20 protein-coding genes are annotated in these 24,423 nt (G+C 64.9%); 7 read left to right on the top strand and 13 right to left on the bottom strand.

What is annotated here, in order from left to right:
* Positions 1 to 12: 12 nt before the first annotated feature.
* Positions 13 to 1,371, top strand: coding sequence for a PEP-CTERM-box response regulator transcription factor (gene prsR, locus F2P46_RS16170; RefSeq protein ID WP_208296641.1), 1,359 nt, complete (start codon positions 13 to 15; stop codon positions 1,369 to 1,371).
* Between the two features lie 16 nt (positions 1,372 to 1,387).
* On the opposite strand, the gene F2P46_RS16165 is transcribed toward prsR, so the two are convergent.
* From F2P46_RS16165 to F2P46_RS16105, 12 genes are all read right to left on the bottom strand, one after another.
* On the bottom strand, positions 1,388 to 1,666 hold the full coding sequence (locus F2P46_RS16165) for a hypothetical protein (RefSeq protein WP_166891484.1): 279 nt from the start codon (positions 1,664 to 1,666) through the stop codon (positions 1,388 to 1,390).
* A gap of 225 nt (positions 1,667 to 1,891) precedes the next feature.
* A complete protein-coding gene (locus tag F2P46_RS16160; RefSeq protein WP_229509313.1) occupies positions 1,892 to 2,302 on the bottom strand; it encodes a hypothetical protein in 411 nt (136 codons plus the stop codon).
* Complete coding sequence (locus F2P46_RS16155; RefSeq protein ID WP_368737920.1) at positions 2,299 to 2,631, bottom strand: T6SS effector amidase Tae4 family protein; 333 nt, start codon at positions 2,629 to 2,631, stop codon at positions 2,299 to 2,301. The genes F2P46_RS16160 and F2P46_RS16155 overlap by 4 nt, the downstream gene beginning before the upstream one ends.
* A 214-nt stretch (positions 2,632 to 2,845) precedes the next feature.
* Entirely contained in the window at positions 2,846 to 3,505 is a 660-nt protein-coding gene (locus F2P46_RS16150; RefSeq protein WP_166891479.1) for a tetratricopeptide repeat protein, read from the bottom strand.
* A gap of 23 nt (positions 3,506 to 3,528) precedes the next feature.
* Entirely contained in the window at positions 3,529 to 4,344 is an 816-nt protein-coding gene (locus F2P46_RS16145) for a tetratricopeptide repeat protein (protein WP_166891476.1), read from the bottom strand.
* A 185-nt stretch (positions 4,345 to 4,529) separates the two neighbouring features.
* Positions 4,530 to 5,195 carry a tetratricopeptide repeat protein gene (locus F2P46_RS16140; RefSeq protein ID WP_166891473.1) on the bottom strand — a complete coding sequence of 222 codons (666 nt, stop codon included), beginning with the start codon at positions 5,193 to 5,195 and terminating at the stop codon, positions 4,530 to 4,532.
* Between the two features lie 117 nt (positions 5,196 to 5,312).
* Positions 5,313 to 6,524, bottom strand: coding sequence for a VanZ family protein (locus F2P46_RS16135; protein WP_166891470.1), 1,212 nt, complete (start codon positions 6,522 to 6,524; stop codon positions 5,313 to 5,315).
* Between the two features lie 56 nt (positions 6,525 to 6,580).
* Positions 6,581 to 7,207, bottom strand: a complete 627-nt coding sequence (locus F2P46_RS16130; RefSeq protein ID WP_166891467.1) for a M48 family metallopeptidase — start codon at positions 7,205 to 7,207, stop codon at positions 6,581 to 6,583.
* Positions 7,208 to 7,529: 322 nt separating this feature from the next.
* Positions 7,530 to 9,314, bottom strand: coding sequence for a hydrolase 1, exosortase A system-associated (locus tag F2P46_RS37690; RefSeq protein ID WP_229509312.1), 1,785 nt, complete (start codon positions 9,312 to 9,314; stop codon positions 7,530 to 7,532).
* Positions 9,314 to 9,559, bottom strand: a complete 246-nt coding sequence (locus tag F2P46_RS16115; protein WP_099873596.1) for an acyl carrier protein — start codon at positions 9,557 to 9,559, stop codon at positions 9,314 to 9,316. Before F2P46_RS16115 ends, F2P46_RS37690 begins: the two co-directional genes overlap by 1 nt.
* Before the next feature lie 260 nt (positions 9,560 to 9,819).
* Complete coding sequence (locus F2P46_RS16110; protein WP_229509311.1) at positions 9,820 to 10,866, bottom strand: polysaccharide deacetylase family protein; 1,047 nt, start codon at positions 10,864 to 10,866, stop codon at positions 9,820 to 9,822.
* Entirely contained in the window at positions 10,863 to 12,185 is a 1,323-nt protein-coding gene (locus tag F2P46_RS16105) for a putative O-glycosylation ligase, exosortase A system-associated (RefSeq protein WP_166891464.1), read from the bottom strand. The genes F2P46_RS16110 and F2P46_RS16105 overlap by 4 nt, the downstream gene beginning before the upstream one ends.
* A 570-nt stretch (positions 12,186 to 12,755) precedes the next feature.
* Between F2P46_RS16105 and F2P46_RS16100 the strand changes: the two genes are divergently transcribed.
* The 5 genes from F2P46_RS16100 (at position 12,756) to F2P46_RS16080 (ending at position 20,814) form a co-directional block, all read left to right on the top strand.
* Entirely contained in the window at positions 12,756 to 14,369 is a 1,614-nt protein-coding gene (locus tag F2P46_RS16100; protein ID WP_166891461.1) for an acyl-CoA ligase (AMP-forming), exosortase A system-associated, read from the top strand.
* A complete protein-coding gene (locus tag F2P46_RS16095; RefSeq protein WP_166891458.1) occupies positions 14,366 to 15,601 on the top strand; it encodes a pyridoxal-dependent decarboxylase, exosortase A system-associated in 1,236 nt (411 codons plus the stop codon). Before F2P46_RS16100 ends, F2P46_RS16095 begins: the two co-directional genes overlap by 4 nt.
* Before the next feature lie 88 nt (positions 15,602 to 15,689).
* Entirely contained in the window at positions 15,690 to 17,555 is a 1,866-nt protein-coding gene (locus tag F2P46_RS16090) for an asparagine synthase-related protein (protein ID WP_166891455.1), read from the top strand.
* 5 nt (positions 17,556 to 17,560) lie between these two features.
* Positions 17,561 to 18,727 (top strand): DegT/DnrJ/EryC1/StrS family aminotransferase, encoded by a 1,167-nt coding sequence (locus F2P46_RS16085; RefSeq protein WP_166891452.1) that lies wholly within the window; start codon positions 17,561 to 17,563, stop codon positions 18,725 to 18,727.
* Positions 18,691 to 20,814 carry a GNAT family N-acetyltransferase gene (locus F2P46_RS16080; RefSeq protein WP_166891449.1) on the top strand — a complete coding sequence of 708 codons (2,124 nt, stop codon included), beginning with the start codon at positions 18,691 to 18,693 and terminating at the stop codon, positions 20,812 to 20,814. Before F2P46_RS16085 ends, F2P46_RS16080 begins: the two co-directional genes overlap by 37 nt.
* A gap of 6 nt (positions 20,815 to 20,820) precedes the next feature.
* On the opposite strand, the gene F2P46_RS16075 is transcribed toward F2P46_RS16080, so the two are convergent.
* Complete coding sequence (locus tag F2P46_RS16075) at positions 20,821 to 24,030, bottom strand: hypothetical protein (RefSeq protein ID WP_166891446.1); 3,210 nt, start codon at positions 24,028 to 24,030, stop codon at positions 20,821 to 20,823.
* 124 nt (positions 24,031 to 24,154) lie between these two features.
* Between F2P46_RS16075 and F2P46_RS16070 the strand changes: the two genes are divergently transcribed.
* Complete coding sequence (locus tag F2P46_RS16070; protein WP_166891443.1) at positions 24,155 to 24,412, top strand: hypothetical protein; 258 nt, start codon at positions 24,155 to 24,157, stop codon at positions 24,410 to 24,412.
* Positions 24,413 to 24,423: the final 11 nt, after the last annotated feature.

Genomic DNA, 24,423 nt, shown 5'->3' with positions numbered 1-24,423 from the left:
ACCCAAAACAAAATGAAGATGCTCATCATCGAAGACGACCCCGGCCTGCAAAAGCAGTTGCGCTGGTGCTTCGACGCCTACGAGGTGGTGGTGGCGGGCGACCGCGACGCCGCGCTGGCGCAAGTGCGCCGTCACGAACCGGCGGTGGTGACCATGGACCTGGGCTTGCCGCCCGATCCGGACGGCGCCACCGAAGGGCTGGCCACCCTGCGCCAGATCCTGGCGCTGGCGCCGGACACCAAAGTCATCGTCCTAACCGGGAACCAGAATCACGCGCACGCGGTCGAAGCAATTGGCTTGGGAGCGTACGACTTCCACCAGAAGCCGTTCGACCCCGAAATGCTGGGGCTGGTGGTGCAGCGCGCCTTCTACCTGCACGCCTTGCAGCAGGAAAACCGTCGCATGCGCCAGTCGCAGGTCGATTCGCCGCTGAGCGGCGTGATCAGCCGCGACGCCGGCATGCAGCGCGTGTGCCGCAATATCGAAAAAGTGGCGCCGACGTCGGCGTCGGTGATGGTGCTGGGCGAAAGCGGGACTGGCAAGGAAGTGCTGGCGCGCGCGCTGCACCAGTTGAGTCCGCGCGCCAACCAGCGCTTCATGGCGATCAACTGCGCGGCGATTCCCGAGAATTTGCTCGAAAGCGAATTGTTCGGCTACGAAAAAGGCGCGTTCACGGGCGCGGCCAAGCAGACCAAGGGCAAGGTTGAACTGGCGCATGGCGGCACCTTCTTCCTCGATGAAGTGGGCGACTTGCCGATGTCGCTGCAAGCCAAATTGCTGCGCTTTTTGCAGGAACGCGTGATCGAGCGCGTGGGCGGACATGAAGAGATTGCGGTCGATGTGCGCATTGTCTGCGCGACGCACCAGAACCTGAAGGCGCTGTCGGCCAGCGGGCGCTTCCGCGAGGATTTGTATTATCGCCTGTCGGAAATCGTGGTCACCATTCCACCGCTGCGCGACCGGGTGGGCGACGCCGCCTTGCTGGCGCACCATTTCAAGAACAAGTTCTGCGCGCAGGAATCGCGGCCGACCTTGCATTTCAGCCAGGAAGCGATTGGCGTGATCGAAAGCTATCCGTGGCCGGGCAATGTGCGCGAGATGGAAAACTGCATCAAGCGCGCGATCATCATGGCGGACGGGCCGCAGATCACGGCCGAGGATCTGGGATTGTCGGCGTCGGCGGAACCGGAACAGCCGATCAACCTGCGCCAGGTGCGCGACGAAGCCGAGTATGCGGCCATTGTCAAGGCGCTGGCGCGGGTGGACGGGAACATTGTGCGCGCGGCGGAGTTGCTGGGGATCAGCCGGCCGACCTTGTACGACCTGATGGGCCGGCACGCGATCAAGTCGGCGGCGGCTGGCGGCGCTTAAGGTCGGCTCATGGGGCTCAGGAGGCGCTGGCTGCTGACGCGGCGCCAGCCAGTTTGGCCTTGCGACCTTTTTGCCGCGACAGGGCGGTAGCGCCTTGCAACAGCCAGTACAGCGCAAGGGCCAGGGCGACCCAGGCGAACGCATTGCCCGGGCTCCCGGCCAGCATGGCGGCGGAACCCAGTCCAAAGAACAGGCCGGCGCCAAGGTCCACCAGCGGGTGGGTCAGGAACAGGCTGAGCAGTTCGGAAATGGCTTTCGCTGCCAGCAGGCAGAGGAATATGGTAGACAGGGTCATTGGCGGAATTGTCGAATGATGACGATGATTCTGAAGGGTGACTGCGCAATTCTGGTTCACAGCGCCCAGGTAGCGTTGCCTGCCATTGATTGTCTCAGAAAAGCGTCGCCCTGGTGGCGCTTACCCCGTCCGCAGCGCTGCCGGCCTCCCCCCGTCAAAGGGCCAGGCGATGAACTGGCCAGACATGGCGACGGATTTGACAAGCCCCTTGGGCTCGTCCCACCCTTATTCCTGACCGTACGATGGACGAAGCGCCGCGACGGCTTTTTGAATGGCTGCCCGCACAGCTGGCCTGTCGATCATCTCGCCACAGTGCAGTACAGGCAACACCTTGCCCTTTTGCGGCTCTGACTCGTCACGCATCACAGCCACCCCACTCGCTGCGTTTTCCCGTTTGACCTGCTCTGCGATCTCCGCCATGGCATCAAGATCGCCTTTCATCCGCTGCACAATCACGGACGCCCAGGCATCGCCTTGATCCTTGGTAAAAGCATCCGCTTGATAAGTCATGCAGCTCGCTATTGCATAGCCTTCGACGTCGCGCTGTACTGCAGGCCGTGGCGCGCCCGCCGTATTCACGCTGGAGGCGCAGCCGGCAAGCGCCAGCCCCCATCCGATGCAGACCATGCGCATCATGCAAGTTCCCAAAATTCGCCCTTTGACGTTTTAACGTCAGGATTAGCCGGGTTGACATAGCTTGAATAATTATCGTGGCCTGGCTCACGATAGTTCGATCCATTCCACAGAGCGATATGTCCGGTAGCACCGGTCCAATTGACGCTGAAGGCGATAATACCTTTGCGGTTATTGAACTCGTCGTCATAGGGACTCATGTTATCCACGCTTGGTTTGCCCAGGACTTTGAGCAGGTAATTTCTGAAGTCGGCCACGCCGTAGATAATTCGCGAACCGTCGCTTGTACCCAGCGTGCGCGCGTTGACTGCATTCGCCATTGCTGTGCTGATAGGAGCACCGCCTTCGCACCGACAGCGCTGCCGCTCGAACCAATATAGACATCGTGCAGGGCATTGTCAACTTGCCATTGTAGAAATTCAGATAAAATTCTGCCCGTGCATTTCTCCGCTATAACAGATAAGAAAGAAACCCGCACAGGAGAGAAATTGACCTTGCGAATGGAGAAACTTGCAGGCGTGCGATACGGTTTGCCCTCGTTGTTGATCAGCTCTGGGTCACCGCCGGATCCGCGTAGATCCGGATGTGATGTTGCGCCAGCGACGAGCCCAGTCGCAACGCTTCCTGGATCATGGCCCAGCCCTGCGCCGGATTTTTATCGGTGCCCGACCCTTCGTACACGGCAGCGCCCAGATAGAACATGGCATCGGGATGATGCTGCTCGGCCGCTTTCTGGAACCAGCGCAGCGCTGTCAGAAAATCGTGTTGCACGCCTTCGCCATTCATATATCCGGTATCGGCGGACGCCTGCATGATTTTGAAAGCGACCTCCGGGTTCTTGACGACACCCCAGCCGTTCAGATAATACAGCGACAGGATGTACAGGCCTTCGGGATGGTTTTGCGCAGCAGCGCGTTCCAGCCAGCAGAATCCCTCGACCGGATCGTTGAATTGGCGGTGCAATTTTCTTGCATACTCGACCTGCGCATCGGCATCGCCATTTTCCGCCGCCCGTTTCAGGCCTGCGAGAGCCGGCGTGCGCGGCGCCATCTGGCGTTCCTCGGCGATCGTCTTCCGATTTTGTCCGTCCGCCTGCGGCACCTCGGCCGACGCCGCACCGCAGGCCAGCAGCACGGCCGCGCACAGCAGCACGCGCACTTTCAAGAAGCCGCCCGTGCGCTGTCGTGCTTGTTCATTTTTTCGCATGTTGCATCTTCTTCAAGTAGGCGTCAGCGGGGCTTGGGGTAGTTCTTGCTATTATCGCTGGCAACCTTCGACCCTAACCTGAGCGCTTCCTGGATCATTGCCCAGCCCTGCGCCGGGTTTTTATCGGTACCCGAACCTTCATACATGGCGGCGCCAATATAGAACATCGCGTCGGGATGATTTTGCTGTGCCGCTTTATCAAACCATCTCAGCGCTTCCAAAAAGTCGCGCTTCACCCCTTCGCCATTCAGATTGAGCAAACCCATTTCATACTGGGCCACCGGCAGGCCGGCGGCGGCCGCCTTCGAAATCCATTCCGCCGCCTTGTTCAAGTCCTTCTTGGTGCCGGTGCCTTTTATGTAGAACAAGCCCAGGTCCAGTTCCGCCCAGTGATAGCCCTTCTCGGCAGAGGACTGCATCAGCTTGAAAGCCAGTCCCGGACTTTTGAGGCCGCTCCAGCCGTTGGTGTAGTACAGCGACAGCCCATACAAGCCTTCCGGGTGGTTTTGCGCGGCAGCGCGTTCCATCCAGCGAAATCCCTCGATCGGATCGTCAAATTGCTGATGCAGATATTTCGCATATGCGACCTGCGCCGCGGCGTCGCCATCCTCGGCCGCCCGTTTCAACGGGGCCAGTTCAGCCGTGCGCGCAGGGATCTTGCGTTCCTCGGCTATCGTCTTCCGGTTTTGCGCTTCCGCCCTCTGCACCTCGGCCGACGCCGAACCGCAGGCCAGCAACACTGCCGCGCACAGCAGCAGGCGCGCTTTCAACGCGCCGCGCGCAGGGAGCTCGAACGGTTCGTTGCTAATCCGCTGTCGGGTCTTTTCATTTTTTTGCATGGTGACGCTCCTTCAAAACCATCATCGGGATATGTTCGGACGGCTATCTTGCAGACCGTTGGCCCATTATAGGAAGGAGAATGGAGGGAGTGTAAATATTTACGCCTTCGGGTGGCGTCCGGCGCCACCCTTCATCCGGATCAGGCAAAAAGCCGGGGGATCGGCCTTTCGCCCTCTGGCCCCGGTCAGGGCGCGGCGGCGGCCTCCGGATAGTTCTGGAGGTTGTTTCGCGCGACCGTCGAGCCCATGCGCAAGGCCTCTTGAATAATCTCCCAGCCATGCGCCGGGTTTTTATCCGTCCCCAAACCTTCGTACACGGCGGCGCCGATATAGAACAGTCCATCGGGATGATGCTGATCCGCCGCTTTCTTGAACCACCCCAGCGCTGTCAGGAAATCGCGTTCCACCCCTTCGCCATTCAAATGCAGCAAACCCATTTCATACTCGGCTACCGGCAGGCCGGCCGCCGCCGCTTTCGCAATCCATTGCGCCGCCATCGGCAAATCAGGCGCGGTGCCGGTGCCCTTGATGTACATTAAGCCCAGGTCCAGTTGCGCCGCCGGGAAGCCGGTCTCGGCCGACGCCTCCATCAGCTTGAACCCGACGCCGGGGCTTTGCACCCCATTCCAGCCGTTAAGATAGAACAAGGAGAGGATATACAAGCCTTCCGGATGCTGTTGCGCGGCGGCGCGCTCCAGCCAGCGGAATGCCTCGGCCGGATCGTCGAATTGCTGATGCAGGTATTTCGCGTAGTCGACCTGCGCCCCGGCGTCGCCATCTTCGGCCGCGCGTTTCAACGGGGCCAGCTCGGGACTGCGCGCCGGGATCTTGCGTTCTTCTGACATTAACATCTGGTCTTTCCTTTGGTTTTCCGAATTTCGATCATAAGCGAACCTTGCCATCTTGCAGAAAGCCCAATGGCTTGACTGCCAGTGTCATGCCGGCGCGACGGTTTGCGCAATCAGGAATCAGGGATCGATCCGGCCCGCCGCCCTTGTTGCGCCAGGCGTCCCGCTAAAGTCCGGCCCGGCGAACATCCACGGGATCATCCATCCGGCGCACGCCAGCAGCACTTGGGTAATATCGCCGAAACGCCCCGGCAAGCCTTGCTGCGACCATTCCAGCCAGAACACCGCCGCCGCAATGGCCACCGTGCCGATCACCACCACCGGCTGGCGGCGCCCGATCGGCGTGCTCAATCGCGCAAAATACGCGATCGCGAAAAACGGCCAGAAAATCTCCAGGATATTCTGCAAGCCCGACAAGGAGCGCATCTGCCCCACCAGCGGAATCCAGTTAAAGCCGTACACCATGCCGTCCGGCCCCGGCGCCAGTTCGCTGATGACGAAAGCGGCGCCGATCAGCGCAATGCCCATCCACGCACCCTGGCGCAGGCGGCCGGCGACCAGCAAGAACATCCACGCCGCAAAGGCCCCGGCCACCGCTTCGAGCGACAGTTGGCGTCCCTCGATGATGATCTTGAGCACGAGCACGCAAGCAACCAGCGAACCGAACAACAGCAAGGCCGGCTTGTCCTCGCGCGTGACGGTGCGCGCCAGCAAGCCGAGCCCGGCGAGGTAGCAGGCGTAGGTCAGCAGTTGGGCGACCTGCATGGTCTCCGGTGCGCGCAGCGAGCGGTAGAGCAGCGCCAGCCCGTGCCGCACCTGTCCCATGTCGAAGGTCGGCACCAGCGGGCTCGTTTGCGACAAGGCCCACAGCGCCAGCGTCGCCAGCCCCAGGTTGGGCAGGGTGCCGCTGCGCAGCCAGTGCGCGCGCACGGCCACCAGGCGCGGCCCGGCCAGGGTGTGGCCGTGCAGCAGGGACGCGAGCAGGCCGCCGGCCACGCTGCCGAAAATATTCAATGCCAGGTCGATGCGCGAGGCGTCGCGGCTGGGCAGGAATTGCTGGATCGCTTCCATCGACAGGCTCAGCACGCCGCCGGCCACGGCCGCCGTCACCAGCGCCACGTGAAAGCGGGTGCCGCGCATCAGCCAGGCGACCATGAACAGGCCGAACGGCATGTAGGCGAGCACGTTCTGGACCAGGTCGGCCTTTTCCACGCGCGCGGGGCTGGCGAACAGGAAGCCGAACAGGGGAGCGATCGGCTCGCTCCAGCCGCTGAACGGATACAGGCTGCCGTAGACGATCAGGACCAGGAAGACAAGGACCAGGCGGCGCATCGGTGCGCCTCAGTCCGTGCCGGGAAGGCGGCGCCAGCCCGGTGGCGGCGTGCCCGTCATTGCGCCGGCTCGTCCCATTTGCCGGCCTCGACCAGCTTGTTCTTGAGCCCAGGCAAAGGAAAGCCCAGCGCGTAGGCTTTTTTCGCGTGCAATCTGGACTTGGCGTACTCTTTTTTCTTCAAGTAAGCGAGCCCGGCGTTGTAATTGATGGTCGGGTCTTCCGGCGCCATCTCGACGGCGGTGGCGAACATGCCGACCGCGTCGTCGGTCTTGCCGAGCGCGAGCAGATAGGTGCCGTAGGTGGCGCGCACGGCGGCGTCATCGGGCGCAAAGCGGATGGCGCGGTTGAAATAGCATTCCACCGGCCACTTGGTCGCCGGCACTTTGACTTGCTTGTCGCGCAAGGCGACCATGGCCAGCGTGGCCAGCGCGCGCGGGTGGTTGGGAATGGCGCGCAAGGTGTAGTCGAGGTCGCCGCCGAGATAGCTGGTGTTGCCCTTGATGCCGGCTTCCACCTCGGGCGTGAAGTGGGCGTTCTCGACGATTTCCAGGTTGACCTCGCCGCGCTTGCGGTAATCGAGCGGACCGAAGTGATTCTTCAGTTCGCCGCAATAATTGAGCGCGTGAGCGCCGGTCGAGGTCAGCAGCACAGTGCCGGCTAACAGGTAAGGCAATAGTTTCATCGATATCCTTTGGGGGGCGTGAAGGTGGCGGCGCGCAGGCTTAGAGCCTGTCTCAGTAGATCGGGGGAAGCTGATGGCGACATGCGCGTAGGCGACATGCGCGTAGGCGACATGCGCGTAGGCGACATGCGCGTAGGCGACATGCGCGTAGGCGACATGCGCGTAGGCGACATGCGCGTAGGCGATGCATGGCAAGCGAGGGCAAGGCGCGAGGAGGCCGCATGGCTAGCCATGCAACGACGAGGGTATTCCGAAGGAATACCGAGGCGGCACTCGCTTGCCAGGCGCGCCAGCAGCGACTCCGATCTACTGGGATAGGCTCTTACCACGAGCGCAGCCAGTCGCCGGTCCAGTGCAGCACCTGGTCTTTCCACACGCGGCGCGAAAATGTGTGGTCCGCTTCAACTAATGTCTGGCGCGACACTTGCGGCGCGGCCAGCACGGCTTGCCACTGGTCCGATCCGGCGGCGGTGTCGAGAAATTCCTGGGCCGTCAGGTCGGCGCCGCTGATGATCAACAGCACCTTGCCGCGAAAGCGCGCCAGGCCGGCCCGCATGCGCTCGGGCAGCGCGGCCGGCGCGGCGCCGGCCTTGTCCTTCCCCGTGCCCTTGCCGGCAGCGGCGCCGGCAATGCGCAGGAACGAGGCGGCCGCCGCACCCACATTCAATTGACCGCGCAGGATCTTTTTCCACAGTTCCGGGTCAAACAAGCGTGCGCGGTAATAGTGCTTGATGGTGGCCTTGGCGTGGCCGCCGCTGGTGCGCACCCACGGGTTGAGCAGCACCAGCCCGCTCACGCGGGCATCGTCGGCGGCATAGAAAATCGCGGCCGAGGCGCCGTCGCACAAGCCCCAGATGACCACCTCTTCCACGCCGGGCAGGGCCGTGAACAAAGTGTCGACGGCGGCGCGCAAGTCCTCGCCGACGACCTCGAAGTCGCGCATGGCGCCGTGGCTGTCGCCCATGCCACGATAGTCGAAGCGCAGCGCGGCGATGCCTTGCGCCGCCAGTCCGCGTGCGAGCGTGGTGAACTGGCGGTGGCTGCCGACCCGGTACTGCGGGCCGCCGACCACGATCAGCACGGCCCGTTTGGCCGGCTGCGCGGGCACGCTGAGAATGCCGAACAGGGCCTCGCCGCCGCAACTAAAGCGAAGCACGTCCTCACGGCAGGCGGGCGCACCCGGGATCACCGGCGCGGGCGGCGCAGTGTGCGTGCCGTGCGTTGCGGCCTGTCCGGGCTGCCCTGCTGGCGGCGCGGCGTCGAACAGGGCCGAGGTGGCGGCCAGCAGTTCGGGCGACTCGGCGATTTCCTGGGTCGACCAGAATGGCGTGCAGGTCACTTGTTGCAGGTGCAGGTCGACGCCGGCCTCGCGCCAGGCGTCCGCCAGGCGCGTGACGGCGGGCGTGAGCGGGCGCTCGGCCGAGGCCGAAGTTTCCAGCCAGTGCACCGGGCAGCCGAGCGGCGCCAGCTTGCCCGCGTCACGGCTGTCGATGGCGGCGGCCAGGGCCGGGGCGATTTCGTAGCCGGCCACTTCCAGCATCTCGCCGCCGAGCAGGGTGGCGCGCAAGGCGGCCGTGCCGCCGCTTTTGGCGGCCGCTTTGCCATCGCCGCCCTCGGCCAGCATGGCGTTGGCGGTGAGCAAGCGCAGGAATTGGGTCAGGAAGGTGGCGCCGTTTTGTACCGGCTGCCACAACACCAGGCGGGCGATGGGATGACGGACGTCGTGCGCGTAGTCCAGCGCCAGCAAGGCGCCCAGGCGCAGGCCCCACAGGGTCAGCGGCGCGTCCAGGCGCGCCGACAGCCAGGCGCAGCCGGCGGCCAGGTCACCTTTCCAGGTGTCCCAGCGGGCCTCGGCAAATTCGCCGCCGCTGTCGCCGCAGCCGGCCAGGTCGAGCTGGAGCACGCCATAGCCCTGCGCCGCCAGCGCGCGCGCCTGCACGGCGGCCATGCGGCGCGCCTTGTTCATTTCGTCGCCGAAAGGATGGATGTACAGGACCGCGCCACGGCAGCGTGCGCCGGCGGGCGGGTGGAACAGGCAGAAACGTTGTCCCAAGCCCGTCTGGAGAAAGAAGGGCTCGGCCCCCGGCGGCTTGGGATGGGCAGTCATCAGGCCAGTTTTTGCTTGACGAAAGCGTTCAGGCTGCCCAGCGTCTCGAAGGTGCTGGCGCTGATTTCGTCGTCGTCGATGGTGATGCCGAAGTGTTCTTCGAGCGCGGCCATCAGGTTCACCACCGCCATCGAGTCGAGCTCGGGGATGCTGCCCAGCAGGGCCGATTGTTCGTTCAGTTCCTTGCCGGCGTCGCCCAGGCTGAGCACGTCGGTGAGGATGGTTTTGATGTCTTCGAGATACATGGAAATCCTAGATAGATGAATGTAGATGCACCGTCGTTCCCGCGCCAAGGCGGCCCTCGGCGGGAATCCAATGTCGTAGATCAGCCTGTGTCTGCGGCACCAACTTGGGTTCCCGCCGAGGGCCGCCTTGGCGCGGGAACGACGGCTTGAAGCGTGCAGGTAATGCAGTTCCAGTACGGCTGTTTAGCGCCGTATTCATAGGGTGACATGGTACACGGCGTCCCGACCAACAGTCCAGACCGCCACTCCACGTGCGCGCCTTACACCGTGTCGCCATTACGCCGCAAATTCTGCATCATGCGCAGCATGTAACGGAACTGGCTGCGGTCCCACGGCGTGAATCGCGGCAATTGAAACAGGTCGCCTCCCGGCCGCGCCGCACCCCACGAGGTCGACACCGCCGCCTCGAACCCCAGTTCCCTGACGATCGCCACATGCTCGGCCAGGTAATCCTGTCCCGGCTTGCCGTTCGGGTAAGCGAACAAGGTCACCGGCGCGCCGATGATCGCTTCCAGCGCGGCCTTGCCGTCGGCAATTTCCTGGCGCGCAGCGGCCGCCTCCATGCGCGCCACGATCGGATGGTTCACCGTATGCGCGCCGATGCCCATCCCGGCCCGGTGCAGCTGGCGCACCTGGCCGGAGGTCATCATCAGGTCGGTCGGCAACTGAACCGGCACCAGCGCGCACAGCGCCGCCACCTGGCGCAGGCGCTCGTCCAGCGGCAAATACTTGAGCGCACCGAGCAATGTCGCAATCGCCGCCTGCCGTTTGGCCACCGTATCGAGCTCGAACGCGTCCTGCCCGGCCGGGCGCAGGTCGATCCGGTCCGGCGCCCGGCGGATCAGCTCGATCACCGTGTCGTTCCACATGCGCCCACCGTCCAGAAATCCGCTGGCGATGAAAAACGTCGCATGCACCCCGTGCCGCTGCAAGATCGGCAGCGCGATGGTGGCGTTATCGGCATACCCGTCGTCAAACGTGATGCAGGCCGCGCGCGGCGGCAGCTTGCCCGCCTGTAAGGCGCGCACGGCGTCGGCCAGCGGCATGATGTTGAAGCACTGTTTCAGCTGGGTCAGCTGGGCGTCGAAACGGCGCGCATCGACCTCGTCCGGAAAAATCGCATCCTGGCGCGCCAGCACGCGGTGGAAAATCAGGATCGACAGGCGCTGGCGCGCACTGCCCAAAAATCCCAGATGACGCATGGCGCGACTGGCCATGCCGGCCCAGGCCGGTCCTGCCGGCGCGGAATCGATGCGATCGGTGCGCTGTAGCGACATGGCGTGCTCTTTCGTGGTGAAACGGGTCATGGGGTAGCCGCGCCGTGCGCATGGGCGTCGAGCTGGGCGGCGCGGGCGGCGTCGCGCGCGGCCGCTTTGGCGGCGGCGGCCTCGGCCTCCAGGGTTTTCTCGACAATGTAGCCGGTGCTCACCACCGCCGCCATCAGGTAATAGGGCACGTCGTAATACAGCAGGCTGAGGAAAGCGCCGCCCACGCCGAAGCCGAGCAGGCTGACCTGGATCATGCGGGCAAGGTCAGCCGCCCATTTCAGGTCCTCCCTTTTCGCCGTCGTGCGCACGATCCAGGCCGCCTTGCGCCAGGTGAGGAAAGCCAACAACAAATAGATGCCGAGCCCGATAAAGCCATGCTCGCCCAGCGCCTGGAAATAGATACTGTGGGCCGCGTGGACATCATCCGGCACCGGCGCGTACAACTCGAACGCGGTGCGGTTATAGATCTCGAAGCCGCCGCCGAGCGGGCGGTCCAACGCCATGTGGTAAGCCATGTACCAGGCATTGATGCGCCCCATGGCCGAGCTATCTTCCTTGTAGGTATTGATGGTCTCCATGCGCGAAGACCATTTGTCGGGCATGAAGGTGATGGCAATGGGCACCATCAGCACCATCAAGCCGCCCAGCAGCACCTTCTTGGGGCTTTTCAGCCACAGGAAGAACAGCATCGCCCCGATCCCCACCAGCGCCCCGCGCGAATAAGAACCGAGCGCGGCGAAGGCGCACAGGATGATCGACGCAACCATGGCCCGGCGCGCCCACTTGTTTTTCAGGATGGTGTACAGGAAGCACATCACGGGAATGATGGTGATGAAGGCCAGCGCGACTTCGTTATTGCCCTCGATATAGCTGCCCTGCGGTCCCCACACAATGCTGCTGCCGCCGGTGGCCACGGTAAAGATGCCGCCCTTGACCCCGTAATAGGCGAGCGAGCCGACCAGGGTCCAGATCAGCAGCTCCACCTGGCGGCGCGTCTTGATCAGCATGATGGTGGCAAACGTCATCAGGAAGATCTTCGAGACGCGGTTGAGCATCACCACCGATTCGTCCGGCCACATCGAGAAGATGGTGGTGATCCCCATCCACAGGCAGAACACCATGAGCGTGAGCACAATGGGCGTCATGGGCAGCTTTTTGGGGTCGCGCGTGACCAGCAGGCCGATCAGGGTCACGCCGGCGATGATGGCGGCGAACGGAAACGAATAGGCAAAGCCCCAGCTGAGCCGGTGCGGATTCATCACGCTGATCCATACCCACATCAGCACGCCAATATACGGGCGCTTGAGGATGAACGGCAGCGAACCGAACACAAGCAGCGTAATGACTAAGTCTCTCATGAACGATCTGGCGCGGTCCGGTTAGGCTAAGCGAGCCTTAGCAGCCAGCCGGAACTGGGATCGTCGGCTGCAAAAATACCTGGGGCGTCCATATTTCGCCGCTTTCTCGGCCAATAGCTCACTATTGGCACTGCGAAATCGTCAAAATCTGTCCTCGCCCAGCTATTTTTTCGCTTCGACTCCCCAATCCCGACTGGCTGCTGCCGGACTCGCTTAAGTAATATGTAATTGATATTGTTAGTGTTCAAGTGGTAAGATTGTACTTGAACTTCTTCCAAATTTCGCTTGCACGGAGAAATTGATCTCCGCACAATTTGGCTAAGTACCCGCGCAGGAATAAGTGTGAGATTTTGGCGAACATAGCCGGATGCGATGCAAGGCGCCCGACACGACGCAGTGCGAGCACTGCTAGTGGAGGGCAACGCCGCAGCGCGCCGGCTATGGAAGACAAAAATCACAGTTATTTATGGGCGGGTACTTAACGTCACGCATGGCACAATCCACGGCGCAAGTCGCCCCTTATCGTCCCGAACAGCAACGCTTTGGCTTCCAGCCGTACGCAAGGTTTCAATGAGTGACTTGATCCACGACTTCATCTTCCGCTCTGCCGGCCGCTCCCCACAAGCGGAGGCGCTCGTTTATGGCAGCCGCCGTCTGGATTACGCAACACTTGCGGATTCCGTACGGCAAGTCTCGACAAGCGTGCTCGGCTTGGGCCTCGGCCGTGGCGAGCGGCTGGCGGTGTATCTTGAGAAAAACATCGAGAATGTGGCCGCCATGTTCGGCGCCGCCGCCGCCGGCGGCGTGTTCGTTCCCGTCAATCCCTTGCTCAAGCCGGAACAGGTGGCCTATATCCTGGCCGACTGCAATGTGCGCATCCTGGTGACCTCGGCCGACCGCCTGAAATTGCTGGCCGGCGCCCTGGACGCCTGTCCCGACCTGCACACCGTCATCGTCACCGGCAACATCGACAACGCGCCCGCTTTGACCCGCATCAAGGTGCTGGCCTGGGACGCCGCCCTGGAAGGCGCAGCCGAACCGGCCACCCCGGCGCGCAATATCGACACCGACATGGCGGCGATCTTGTACACCTCGGGCAGCACCGGCAAGCCAAAAGGCGTGGTGCTGTCGCACCGCAACATGGTGGCCGGCGCCAACAGCGTGGCCGGCTACCTGGACAATACCCCGGCTGACCGCATCCTGGCCGTGTTGCCGCTGAGCTTCGACTATGGCCTGAGCCAGCTGACCACGGCCTTCAGCGTCGGCGCCACCGCCGTGCTGATCAACCACCTGCTGGCGCGCGACATTCTCAAGGCCGTGCAAGCGGAACGCATCACCGGCCTGGCCGCGGTGCCGCCGCTGTGGATCCAGATCGCCCCCCTGCCCTGGCCGGCCGACTGCACCCTGCGCTACCTGACCAATTCGGGCGGCGCCATGCAGCGCCCCACCCTCGACGCGCTGCGCCGCGCACTGCCGAACGCGCAACCGTTTTTGATGTATGGCCTGACCGAAGCCTTCCGCAGCACCTACCTGCCGCCGGCCGAACTCGATCGCCGTCCCGATTCGATGGGCAAGGCCATCCCGAATGCCGAAGTGATGGTGTTGCGCCCCGACGGGACCGAATGCGATCCGGGCGAAGCCGGGGAACTGGTGCACCGTGGCGCGCTGGTCTCGCTCGGCTACTGGAACGACCGCGCCAAGACCGCCGAGCGCTTCAAGCCGGTGGTGAGCGTGCATCACGGCCTGACCCTGACCGAAATGGCGGTATGGTCGGGCGACACGGTGCGCAAGGATGAAGACGGCTTTTTATACTTCATCAGCCGCAACGATGAAATGATCAAGACCTCCGGCTACCGGGTCAGCCCTTCCGAAGTCGAAGAAGTGGTCTACGCGCGCGAGGGCGTGGCCGAAGCGGCCGCCATCGGCCTGGCCCACCCGACCCTGGGCCAGGCCATCGTCGTCATCGCCCACCCGAAAGAAGGCAGCGGCCTCACTGCGGAAAGCCTGCTGGCCGCCTGCAAACCGCACCTGCCGGCCTACATGCTGCCGGCGCGCGTGATCATCGCGCCCGAGAGCCTGCCGCGCAACCCGAACGGCAAAATCGACCGCAAACTCTTGAGCGTACAAATGGAACAGCTGTTTATGCAAGCATCGGCCGAAGCAAACCCGAAGGCCGCACAATGAGCGCCCCCCGCCCGCAACACGCGTCGCTGGCGCAATTCGAGGTCGAGGGCGATTGCCTGCAGATCGGCGGCATGCCGCTCACGCGCCTGGCCGAACGGGTCGGGCGCACGCCCTTCTACGCCTACGACCGCGCCAAGCTGAGCGAGCGGGTCGCACTGCTGCGCCGCCACCTGCCGCCCGAGATCCATCTGCACTACGCCATGAAAGCCAATCCGATGCCGGCCGTGGTCCAGCACATGGCCACCCTGGTCGACGGCATCGACATCGCCTCCGGCGGCGAGCAGCGCGTCGCCCTCGACACGCCCATGGCGCCGCACCTGGTCAGCTTCGCCGGCCCGGGCAAGAGCGATACCGACCTCGCTTGCGCGATCGCCGCCGGCGTCACCTTGAACATGGAGTCCGAAGCGGAGATGGAGCGCATCGCCGTCATCGGCCGGCGCCTGGGCCTCGCGCCGCGCGTGGCGGTGCGGGTCAACCCCGACTTCGAACTCAAATCGTCGGGCATGAAAATGGGCGGCGGGCCAAAGCAGTTCGGCGTCGACGCCGAGCGCGTGCCGGCCATGCTGGGACGCATCGGCGAACTGGAACTCGACTTCCAGGGCTTTCATATCTACAGCGGCTCGCAAAACCTGAAAGCGGCGTCGATCCAGGACGCGCACGAAAAAACCTTCGCCCTGGCGATCCGCCTGGCTGCGCACTGGCCCGGTCCCCTGCGCTCGCTCAACATCGGCGGCGGCTTCGGCATTCCCTACTTCCCCGGCGAAGAGCGGCTCGACCTGGCCGCCGTGGGCGAGAACCTCAAGCGCATCCTGCCCGACGTGCGGCGCCAACTGCCCGGCACCGAGATCGTGATCGAACTGGGGCGCTACCTGGTGGCCGAAGCGGGTATTTATGTCAGCCGCGTGATCGAGCGCAAAGAGTCGCGCGGCCAGGTCTACCTGGTCACCGACGGCGGCCTGCACCACCACCTGGCGGCGTCCGGCAACTTCGGCCAGGTGATCCGCAAGAATTACCCGGTCGCCATCGGCAACCGCATGCACGAAGGCGAGCGCGAAACCGTCTCCGTGGTCGGTCCGCTGTGCACCCCGCTCGACCTGCTGGCCGACCAGATGTCGCTCGCCAAAGCCGAGGTGGGCGACCTGGTGGTGGTGTTCCAGTCGGGCGCCTACGGCCTGTCCGCCAGCCCGGTCGCCTTCCTCAGCCATCCCGTGGCGCTGGAAGTGCTGGTCTGATGCCATAATCCGCACTCGATCCGCAATCAACGAATAACATCAACGCAAGCGCGAGGATAGCAATGAGTCAATTTTCCGGGAAGCCGCAGTGAGCGGCTTGTGTGGCTGGATCGGCCACGGCGCCAGTGTCGCTGACAACCAGGCCCTGATCGGCGCCATGGCGGCGCCGCTGGCGGCCTTCGACCAGAACGCCATCGGCACCCTGCAAGCGGCGCGCAGCGCGCTGGCGGTGTCGGCGCGCGCGGCCAGCGCCCACCTGTACCAGGGCGACGGCCTGCTGGTGGCCGTGTGGGGCGCACCGGAACTCGACGATGGCCTCGACGCCCAGGGCCGGCAGGACGCCGGCTTGGCTGACGGGTTGGCTGAAAGAGTGGCACGCCTGTGGCGGCGCGACCCGGACGCCGTCTGCGTCAAACTGAGCGGCGCCTTTGCGCTCGCCATCCTCGACGACGCCAAAGGCGACGCCCTGCTGGCGATCGACCGCATGGGCACGCACCAACTGAGCTACCAAACGGCAGGCGAGGCGCTGGTGTTCGCCACCTCGTCGGACGCGCTGATCCGCCACCCCAAAACGCCGGCGGCGATCGATCCGCAAGGCTTGTACAACTACGTCTACTTCCACATGGTTCCGGCGCCGGGCACCGTGTACCGTGGCCAGCAACGCCTGCTGCCGGGCGAATGCCTGCGCTTCCGGCACGGCAGCGTCGAAAAACGCGCTTACTGGCGCATGGTGTTCGACGAACAGCCGCAGCACGCGTTCGAGGACCTCAAGCAGCAGTTCCGCGACCTGCTGCGCAGCAGCGTGCGCGAGGCGGCCGGCAAGCAGCCGTACGGCGCGTTCCTCAGTGGCGGCACCGACAGCTCCACCATCGCCGGCATCATGCGCGAGCTGAGCGACCAGCCGGTCAACACCTACTCGATCGGCTTCGAAGCCGAAGGCTACGACGAAATGTCGTACGCGCGCCTGGCCTCGAAACACTTCGGCACCAGCCACCACGAATACTACGTCACGCCGGACGACGTGGTGGCCGCCATTCCGCGCATCGGCGCGGTGTTCGACCAGCCCTTCGGCAATGCCTCGGCGGTGCCGGCCTTTTACTGCGCGCGCCTGGCGCGCGCAGACGGCGTCACCCGCATGCTGGGCGGCGACGGCGGCGACGAACTATTCGGCGGCAACGAGCGCTACTCCAAGCAGCACGTGTTCGCCCTGTACGACAAGGTGCCTGGCCTGCTGCGCAAGGCCTTGCTGGAACCGGCCGTCTTCAACTTCCCGGCCGGCGAGCGCCTCAAACTGATTCGCAAGGCGCGCAGCTACATCGAGCAAGCCTCGCTGCCGATGCCGGGGCGCCTGGAAACCTACAACCTGCTGGGCCGCTTCGGCCCCGCGCAAGTGTTTACCGCCGGTTTCCTGGCCGGCGCCGACGTCGGCGCGCCGCTGGCCAGCCTGTCGCACACGTACGCCCAAAACGACGCATCGAGCCTGATCAACCGCATGCTGGCGCTCGACCTGAAAGTCACGCTGGCCGACAACGACCTGCCCAAGGTGATCAAGGCGTGCGAACTGGCGGCGATGGAAGCGGCCTTCCCCTTCCTGTCGGACCCAATGGTGGCCTTCGCGGCGCGCCTGACGGCCAAACAGAAACTCAATGGCACCCAGTTGCGCTACTTCTTCAAGGAAGCGCTGCGCGGCTTCCTGCCCGACGAAATCATCACCAAGCAAAAGCATGGCTTCGGCCTGCCGTTCGGCGTGTGGCTGCAAAAGCACAAGCCGCTCCAGCAGCTCGCGCTCGACAGCCTGGCCGACCTGAAGGCGCGCCAGATCGTGCGTCCCGAGTTTATCGACGCGCTGGTCGGCCAGCACTTGGACGAACACGCCGGCTACCATGGGACCATGGTGTGGGTCCTGATGATGATGGAGCAGTGGTTCAAGCAGCGCTCCGCACCGCAAAGCTGATACCGATGCCCGATTACCAGCGTTTCGACGCCGTTGCATGTGATTTCCCCCGTCCGCGCGCTCCCCTGTTGCCGGTCCTGCGCTGGGCCGACCTCAGTTTCGGCAGCGGCACCGTGGCCCCGGCCCTGATCGACGGCACCGCCGTGCGCCACTTCGCGCGCGGCCGCTACGCCATGCACGCCGCCTGCCAGGCCGGCGGCATCGGTCCCGGCACGGTGCTGCTGGCGCCGTCCTACCATTGCCGCACCATGATCGACCCGGCGCTGGCGCTGGGCGGCACGGTGCTGTTCTATGAAGTCGACAGCGACCTGACGCCGCGCGTGGACAGCATCCGCGCCCTGCTGGCGCCGCGCGACCACGGCATCAAGGCGCTGGTGCTGCCGCACTACTTCGGCTTCGAGCAGCCGCCGGCCCTGATGGCGGCGGTGAGCGCGGTGTGCCGCCACCACGGCATCATGCTGATCGAAGACTGTTCGCATGCCTGGCAGGTGGCGGCCAAGCGCGCCCAGACCGGCCAGGCCAACGCCGACCATGTGCTCATGGCCAGCCCCTACAAATTTTTCGGTTGCGAAGACGGCGGCGTGTTGTGGGCCAACCCGGCGCTGTTTCCGATCACGCCGCCGGCCAAACCCGGCCTGCTGCGCGAAATCAAGGCGTTCAAGACGGCCTGGTCGCGCAACCGCGCCGCGCGCGCGATCGCCGCCGATGCCGAGCCGCGCGACCCCACCCTGCGCGGGCAAGATATCTTCGAGCGCCACGACCAGCCTTCCCCCTCCTACGAGCGTGCAATGGAAAACAAGAACAGCCTGGCGCTGTCGCGCTGGGTCATGCGGCGCACCCGCCTCGCCCCCCTGGTCGAACAGCGCCGCCAGCATTACCGCCAGTGGCTCGAGGCGGTGGCCGGCGCGCGCGGCGGCCAGGCGCTGATGCCCGACCTGCCCGACGACTGCGCGCCCTATATGTTCCCGATCACGATCGCCCGCCCGGACCCGGTGTTTTACCAGTTAAAGCAAGCCGGCATGCCGATTTTCCGCTGGGACGACATGGCGGTGTCGAGCTGCACGGTGGCGCGCAACTACCGCCTGCACCTGCTGCACCTGCCCTGCCACCAGGGACTGTCGGCGCAGCAGATGACGTGGATGACGGCGCTGGTATCGAAAGCGCTGGCATGAGCGGCTGGAGCGGCGTGCCGCTGCAGCGCTCCCTCGGCGAGCACGGCGCGGCCTGGGATGCATTGAACCGGCGCCTGTTCGGCGGCCATCCGCTGCTCGACGCGCGCTTCATCGACGGCTTGCTGGCCCAGTTCGGCGACGGCAGCGAGCAGTTGTGGACCTGCCGGCGCGACGGCCAGGTCGAGGCGATGTGCGTGCTCAAGCGGCGCAATGCGCTGGTGTGGGCCAGTTTCCTGCCGCCGCAGGCGCAGATCGGCGCCACCCTGGTGGCCGACGCCGCGCTGCTCGACTCGCTCTGGGGCAGCCTGCCGCCGCTGGTGATCCAGCTCGACCTGCTCTGCAACGACCCGCAAGTGGGCGCCGTGCTGGCCGGCCCGGCGCCGGGCCAGCAGTTGATGAACCACGCGCGCACCATGCGCATCGCGCTCGATGGCGGCGTTGACGATTACTGGTCGGCGCGCGCTCACCTGCAAAGCAATATCAAGCGCTACCAGAAACGCCTGCTGGAGAAGGGCGTCGCCAAGCGCCACGTGCACATCGTCGAAGCCGACCAGATGGACGCGGCGGTGGAGCGCTACGCTGCGCTCGAAAGCGCCGGCTGGAAGGGCCGCACCGGCACCGCGGTCGGCGCCACCCCGGCCCAGCACCAGTTCTACCGCGACCTGCTGCGGCGCGCCGCCGTCGACGGCCACGCCCTGGTCTGCGAGCTGTGGTTGGACGACAAGCTGGCCGCCTCGCGCCTGATCCTGTGCCAGAACGGCATGTACGTGATGCTCAAGACCAGCTACGACGAGAGCTTTGCCGAATATTCGCCGGGCCGCCTGCTGCTGCGCGGCGTGATCGACCGGGCGTTCGAGGCCGACCCGGGCGGCGCCATCGAGTTCTACACCGACGCCGACCACAACCTGCTCGAATGGGCCAGCAGCCAGCGCTGGATCCGGCACCGCACGCTGTACCGCTGGAACGTGGCCGAAGCGCTGAAGGTGTCGCTGCGCGCATGGCACAGCAAGCCGCCCGCGCAGGACGGCCTGGCGGTCGAGGTGGTCCACCATCCGGACGCGCTGGCCCCCGACGTGCAAAGCTTCATGACCAAGGCCGAGAAGCAGAATGTGGCCGGCGGCCTGGCGTGGTACCGCAACCTGGTCGAGACGGTCTATCCGGCCAATCCGGGGCTGCGCTTCTACGTGCTGCGCCAGGGCCAGCACGTGATGGCGGTGCTGCCGCTGCGCGCCCAGAAAACCGGCCGCGCCTGGCAACTGAGTTCATTGTCGAATTTTTATACCAGCCTGTACGAGCCGGTGCTCGACGCCGGCCTGAAACCACGCGAGATGGTGACGGTGCTCTCGGCCATCCACGACGAGTTTCCCAGCATCGCGTCGCTGACGCTCACGCCGATGGACCCGGATTCGCACGCCTACCAGACCTTGCTGGGCGCGATGCGCATCAAGGGCTGGCTGGCGTTCGAGTATTTCGCCTTCGGCAACTGGTACCAGCCGATCAGCGGCGACTGGGCCGGCTACCTGGCCGCGCGCGGCGGACAGCTGCAAAACACCATCCGGCGCATGGGCAAGAAGTTCGCCAACGATGGCGGCACCCTGGAAATCGTCACCAGCGCCAGGGACCTGCCGGTGGCCATTGCGGCCTACGAAAAGGTGTACGCGGCCAGCTGGAAAAAGCCCGAGCCCTTCCCCGCGTTCATGCCGGCGCTGATGCAGACCTACGCCGCCAAGGGCTTCCTGCGCCTGGGACTGGCGTGGATCAAGGGCGAACCGGTGGCCGCGCAATTGTGGATCGTCTCGTACGGACGGGCCGAGATCTACAAGCTGGCCTACGACGAAGGCTTCAAGGCCTATTCGCCGGGGACCCTGGTCACGGCCATGCTGATGGAGCACGCGATCGACAAGGACAAGGTCACCGAAATCGATTACCTGATCGGCGACGACGCCTATAAAAAGACGTGGATGAGCCACCGGCGCGAACGCTGGGGCATGGTGGCGTACAACCCCAAGTCGCTGCGCGGCCTGAAGGGACTGGCGCGCGAAGCGGCCGGCCGCGCCGCGCGCGGGGTGGCCGACCGCCTGGGCTGAACGTGCTTAGGCCGAGGTACGGATGAAGAAGATGCTGTCCTTCCCGTTCGGCATGAGCATGAAACCACGCAGCGCCGCGATGTAGCGGAAGCGGTTATGCACCCCGGCCCCGGTACTCTCGGGCGGACGGGTGCGGCCGGCCAGTTCGAACATGCTCATGTCCCAGGTATTACCCCCGTTCGGCTTGATCACGTAGATGCGGCCGGCGCCCGCGCCCTGGCCGCAGTAGAACAGGAAGCGGTCGTTGGCCGGGTCGTAATCCATGCCGGCGTAGGTTGGCTTGTCGGCCTTGAAGCTCTCGAGCGCCGCACTCGGATTGAACGCCACCGAAATCTGCGCCGTTCCGGCGAGCGGCACGCGTGAAGCGAACACCCCGGGCGCCCCGTAACCCATGCCGTCCGCCCAGTTCAGCGAAAACAGCTGGTTGCGCAGCACGTCGTGCGCGATCGGCCAGCGGATCGTATCGTTGGTGCGCTGCGTGATCGGCTCGCTCCAGGTGCGGGTACTGGCCGAAAAACGCGCCAGCCCGGTGCTCCAGATGTCGCCCGTGGCGCGGATCGATACCGCGCCCAGGTGACCGGTCGGAATGTCGGCCCAGGTGCCGGGCCGGTCCCAGGTGTTCGTTTCCAGGTCGAAGCCATCGACGTTGTGGAAGGAGTGCGCATTGCCGTAGGCGCCGCGCACGCCGAAGGTCATCACCCGGTTCAACTGCGGCACGTAATGCATGGTGCTGTACAGGTGGCGCGAGGTCGGCGTGCCGTCCGCGTAATAGGCCACGTCCATCGCTGCGGGCGAACTCTGGCTGTGGAGCAGCCGCCACACCGGCGCATTGTCGGTCAGGCGCAGCGACACCACGCGGTTGTCGGGCGAATCGAGGTGGCCGCCGGCGGCCGCGATCAGGATTTCGTTGCTGCGTTCATTGAAGGCGATGCCGCTGTAGGCATGCACCGCCGAGCCGCCGGCGCCAGCGGTGCCGGCGATCTCGATCCACTCGCCCAGCCCGGTGCCGGCGAACCAGGACGGGTCGCCTTCCTGCGGCGTGCTTGGCACCGGCACTGGCTGGGTCGGCGCATACAGCGCCGGTTTCACGCCCCACACCGGCTTGGCGTCGAAGGCGGCGCGCAAGGCGCCCCAGTTGGTGGCGCGCGTCATGCGCTCGTACGCCTCGCGCGCGCCGGGCACCCCATGGCGCACCGCGTAGGCGATGGCCGGCACCAGGTTGCCCCACATGGCGCGCTCGCCCGGCATGTATTCGGCGGCCAGCACGCCCTCGGTCTTGCCCAGCCAGACCGGCGGCGTGGCGTACGTGGCGCGGTACACCTCGGCCTCGGAGCTGTACCAGGGACCGGTGCCGTTATCGTAATCGGGCCTGGCGGCGGGCGAGATCACCATTGTGTACGGCACCGCGTTGATGTACCAGAAAGCGTCTTTGGCGCCGAGCCGGCCGACCGCGCTGCGCGCCTTCCAGGCGAAGAAGGCGCCCAGCTTGGTGCTGGCGGCCGCCGAAATCGGCAAGCCCAGCGAAACCGAATAGCCAAAGGCCGCGGTGACGAAGTCTTGCTGCCATGGTGAACCCATGCGGATGGTGCCGTCGTAGCCTTCACCCGGCTTGATCCAGCCGAACGGGTTGTTCGGACGGGCCACGTAACGGCCGTGGAAGTGGTCGATATTCGCTTCCACCGAAGCGATGAATTCGGCCCGCAGCTCGCGGTCGTCGTCGGGCGTCACGCACAGGGCTTGCACCCGCGTGCGCCAGTCCCACGCGCAGCTGCGGGTCTGCCAGGCCGCGACGGCGGTCTGCACCAGGCCCTGGCTGCCGGTGCGCAGCGCGGTATTGTCGCCATTGCCGAGGTAATTGGCGGTGGCGGCAAACTGCACCTGCTCCATGAAGTAAAAGCGGCCGGTGACCAGGTAGGCCGCAAAACCGACCGAGGGGCTGTGCGCCACATCCCAGCTGGGCGGATTGCCGCCCGTGGCCACCGGGGTGTACTGGCCGTTGGTGGAGCCGCCGGTATCCTTGAAACCATGGCTGGCGCGGATGTTCAGGGTCGGATAGCTGGAAAAGCGCAGCGGGCGGTTGGTGTTCTCGTCGCGGTAATGCAGGCCGTAGCGGCCGGCCGAAAAGCCGTTGCGCACCACGCCGGCGAAGGTGGCCGGGGTGTCGGCCACCAGGAACAGCACGTCGTGCTGCGGCAGCAGGCCGATCGGGTCCTGGTAGCCGGACGAGGCCATGCTGTCGCTGTCGTAGGTGAAGTTACCCGCCTGCAGCGGCGTGTAGCTGGCCACCAGGGTCTTTACCGCGCTTGCGTCGGCGGTCAGGCGCGCCTGGTACGACGGCACCAGTTCGCTCGCCTGCAAATAGATCGCATTCTGGCGCGGCACCACGCCGGGATCGGCGCCACCCCAGTACGACAGGGCGGTCCCGCTGATCAACGGGGTGCGCTGGTGGTGTTTGAGGTCGATCGCGGCCGACATGCGCAAGCTGCCATTGAGCGAAAAGGTGTAGGTAGCCGCCTTGTTCGATGGCGCTGCCACGCGCAGGTAGCCGTTTTCGATCCACGGCAGCACTTCGAGCGCGCCGCTGGCCCACAGGCGCACTTCCAGCCAGGCCACCAGGTGCGGGTCGCTGCCGACCGGCTTGCGGTAGATCCAGGATGACATCAGCGGACCGCTGACCCACGCCTTGAACGGGCTGTCCCAGTCGGCGCCCTGCCAGCTGACGGTGCCGAACGCGCCGCAGCCGACTGCGGCCACGGCGCCGCTGGTGCGCAGGCGCGCCGTCTCGATCGGGCTCGCGCTCGCGCCGGTCGCGAGCACGCCCAGGTTGACGGTGGTGCCGGCTGGCGTGGGCAGGCTGGCCTGGCCGGAGAGCAGCGCGAATTTGAGCGAACCGTCCGGCCACACGTTTTTGACGTTGACCTGCAAGGCGCCCTGGTCCGAGCCGAGCGTGCGTCCCGCCGGCACATCGCCGCGACGGAAGGCGAAGCCCAGGCAGAACGGCGCCGAGGCCTGGCCGGTGGTGCTGACAACGGTAAACGAGGCGTTCGGAACCGGCGCGCCCGGCTGCGGCACGACCGGCGGCGTCCCCTGGTCGAAGGGACCGGAAGCGGTGGTTTGCACGCCGCTGGCGGCGGTCGAGGTGGGCGCCGCTGCGGCGCCATCGCCGCCGCCACCGCCCCCACCGCAAGCGGTGAGCGCGCCGGAGGCAACGAGCATGGTGGAGCGTCGGAGGAATATACGGCGTTGCAAGTCGGTCATAATGGTTTCTTCGTAATAACAATGAAAAAAGTGCTATTAACGCGGCGTCGCTCGTTCTTTAAACAACCCCAATAGCGCGGCGATGGACTCTTTAGTTGCAGCATGGAAACAGCATTTTACCCGCATATTTCATGCGTATGAAATGACGGTTCATAAACAAAACGGGAAATATGAATATATATTTTCGTGGAATGATGGAATGGCAATGATTATTAACTTGCCGAATTGGAATAAGAATGAAGAGCCGGTCAATATTACCGCGAGTATAATATTATGGCCGGCCTGGCATTATCGCGGCCGCAGCGCCGCCATATTAACCGCTGAGGCCGGCAATGAATAGCTTGCGGCGAT

This window comes from Massilia sp. CCM 8734 (assembly GCF_011682155.1).
In the GTDB taxonomy this organism is placed as follows: Bacteria; Pseudomonadota; Gammaproteobacteria; order Burkholderiales; family Burkholderiaceae_D; genus Telluria_A; species Telluria_A rubra.
The sequence above is the reverse complement of the archived record's forward strand: the minus strand, read 5'-3'. Positions and strand labels throughout refer to the sequence as shown.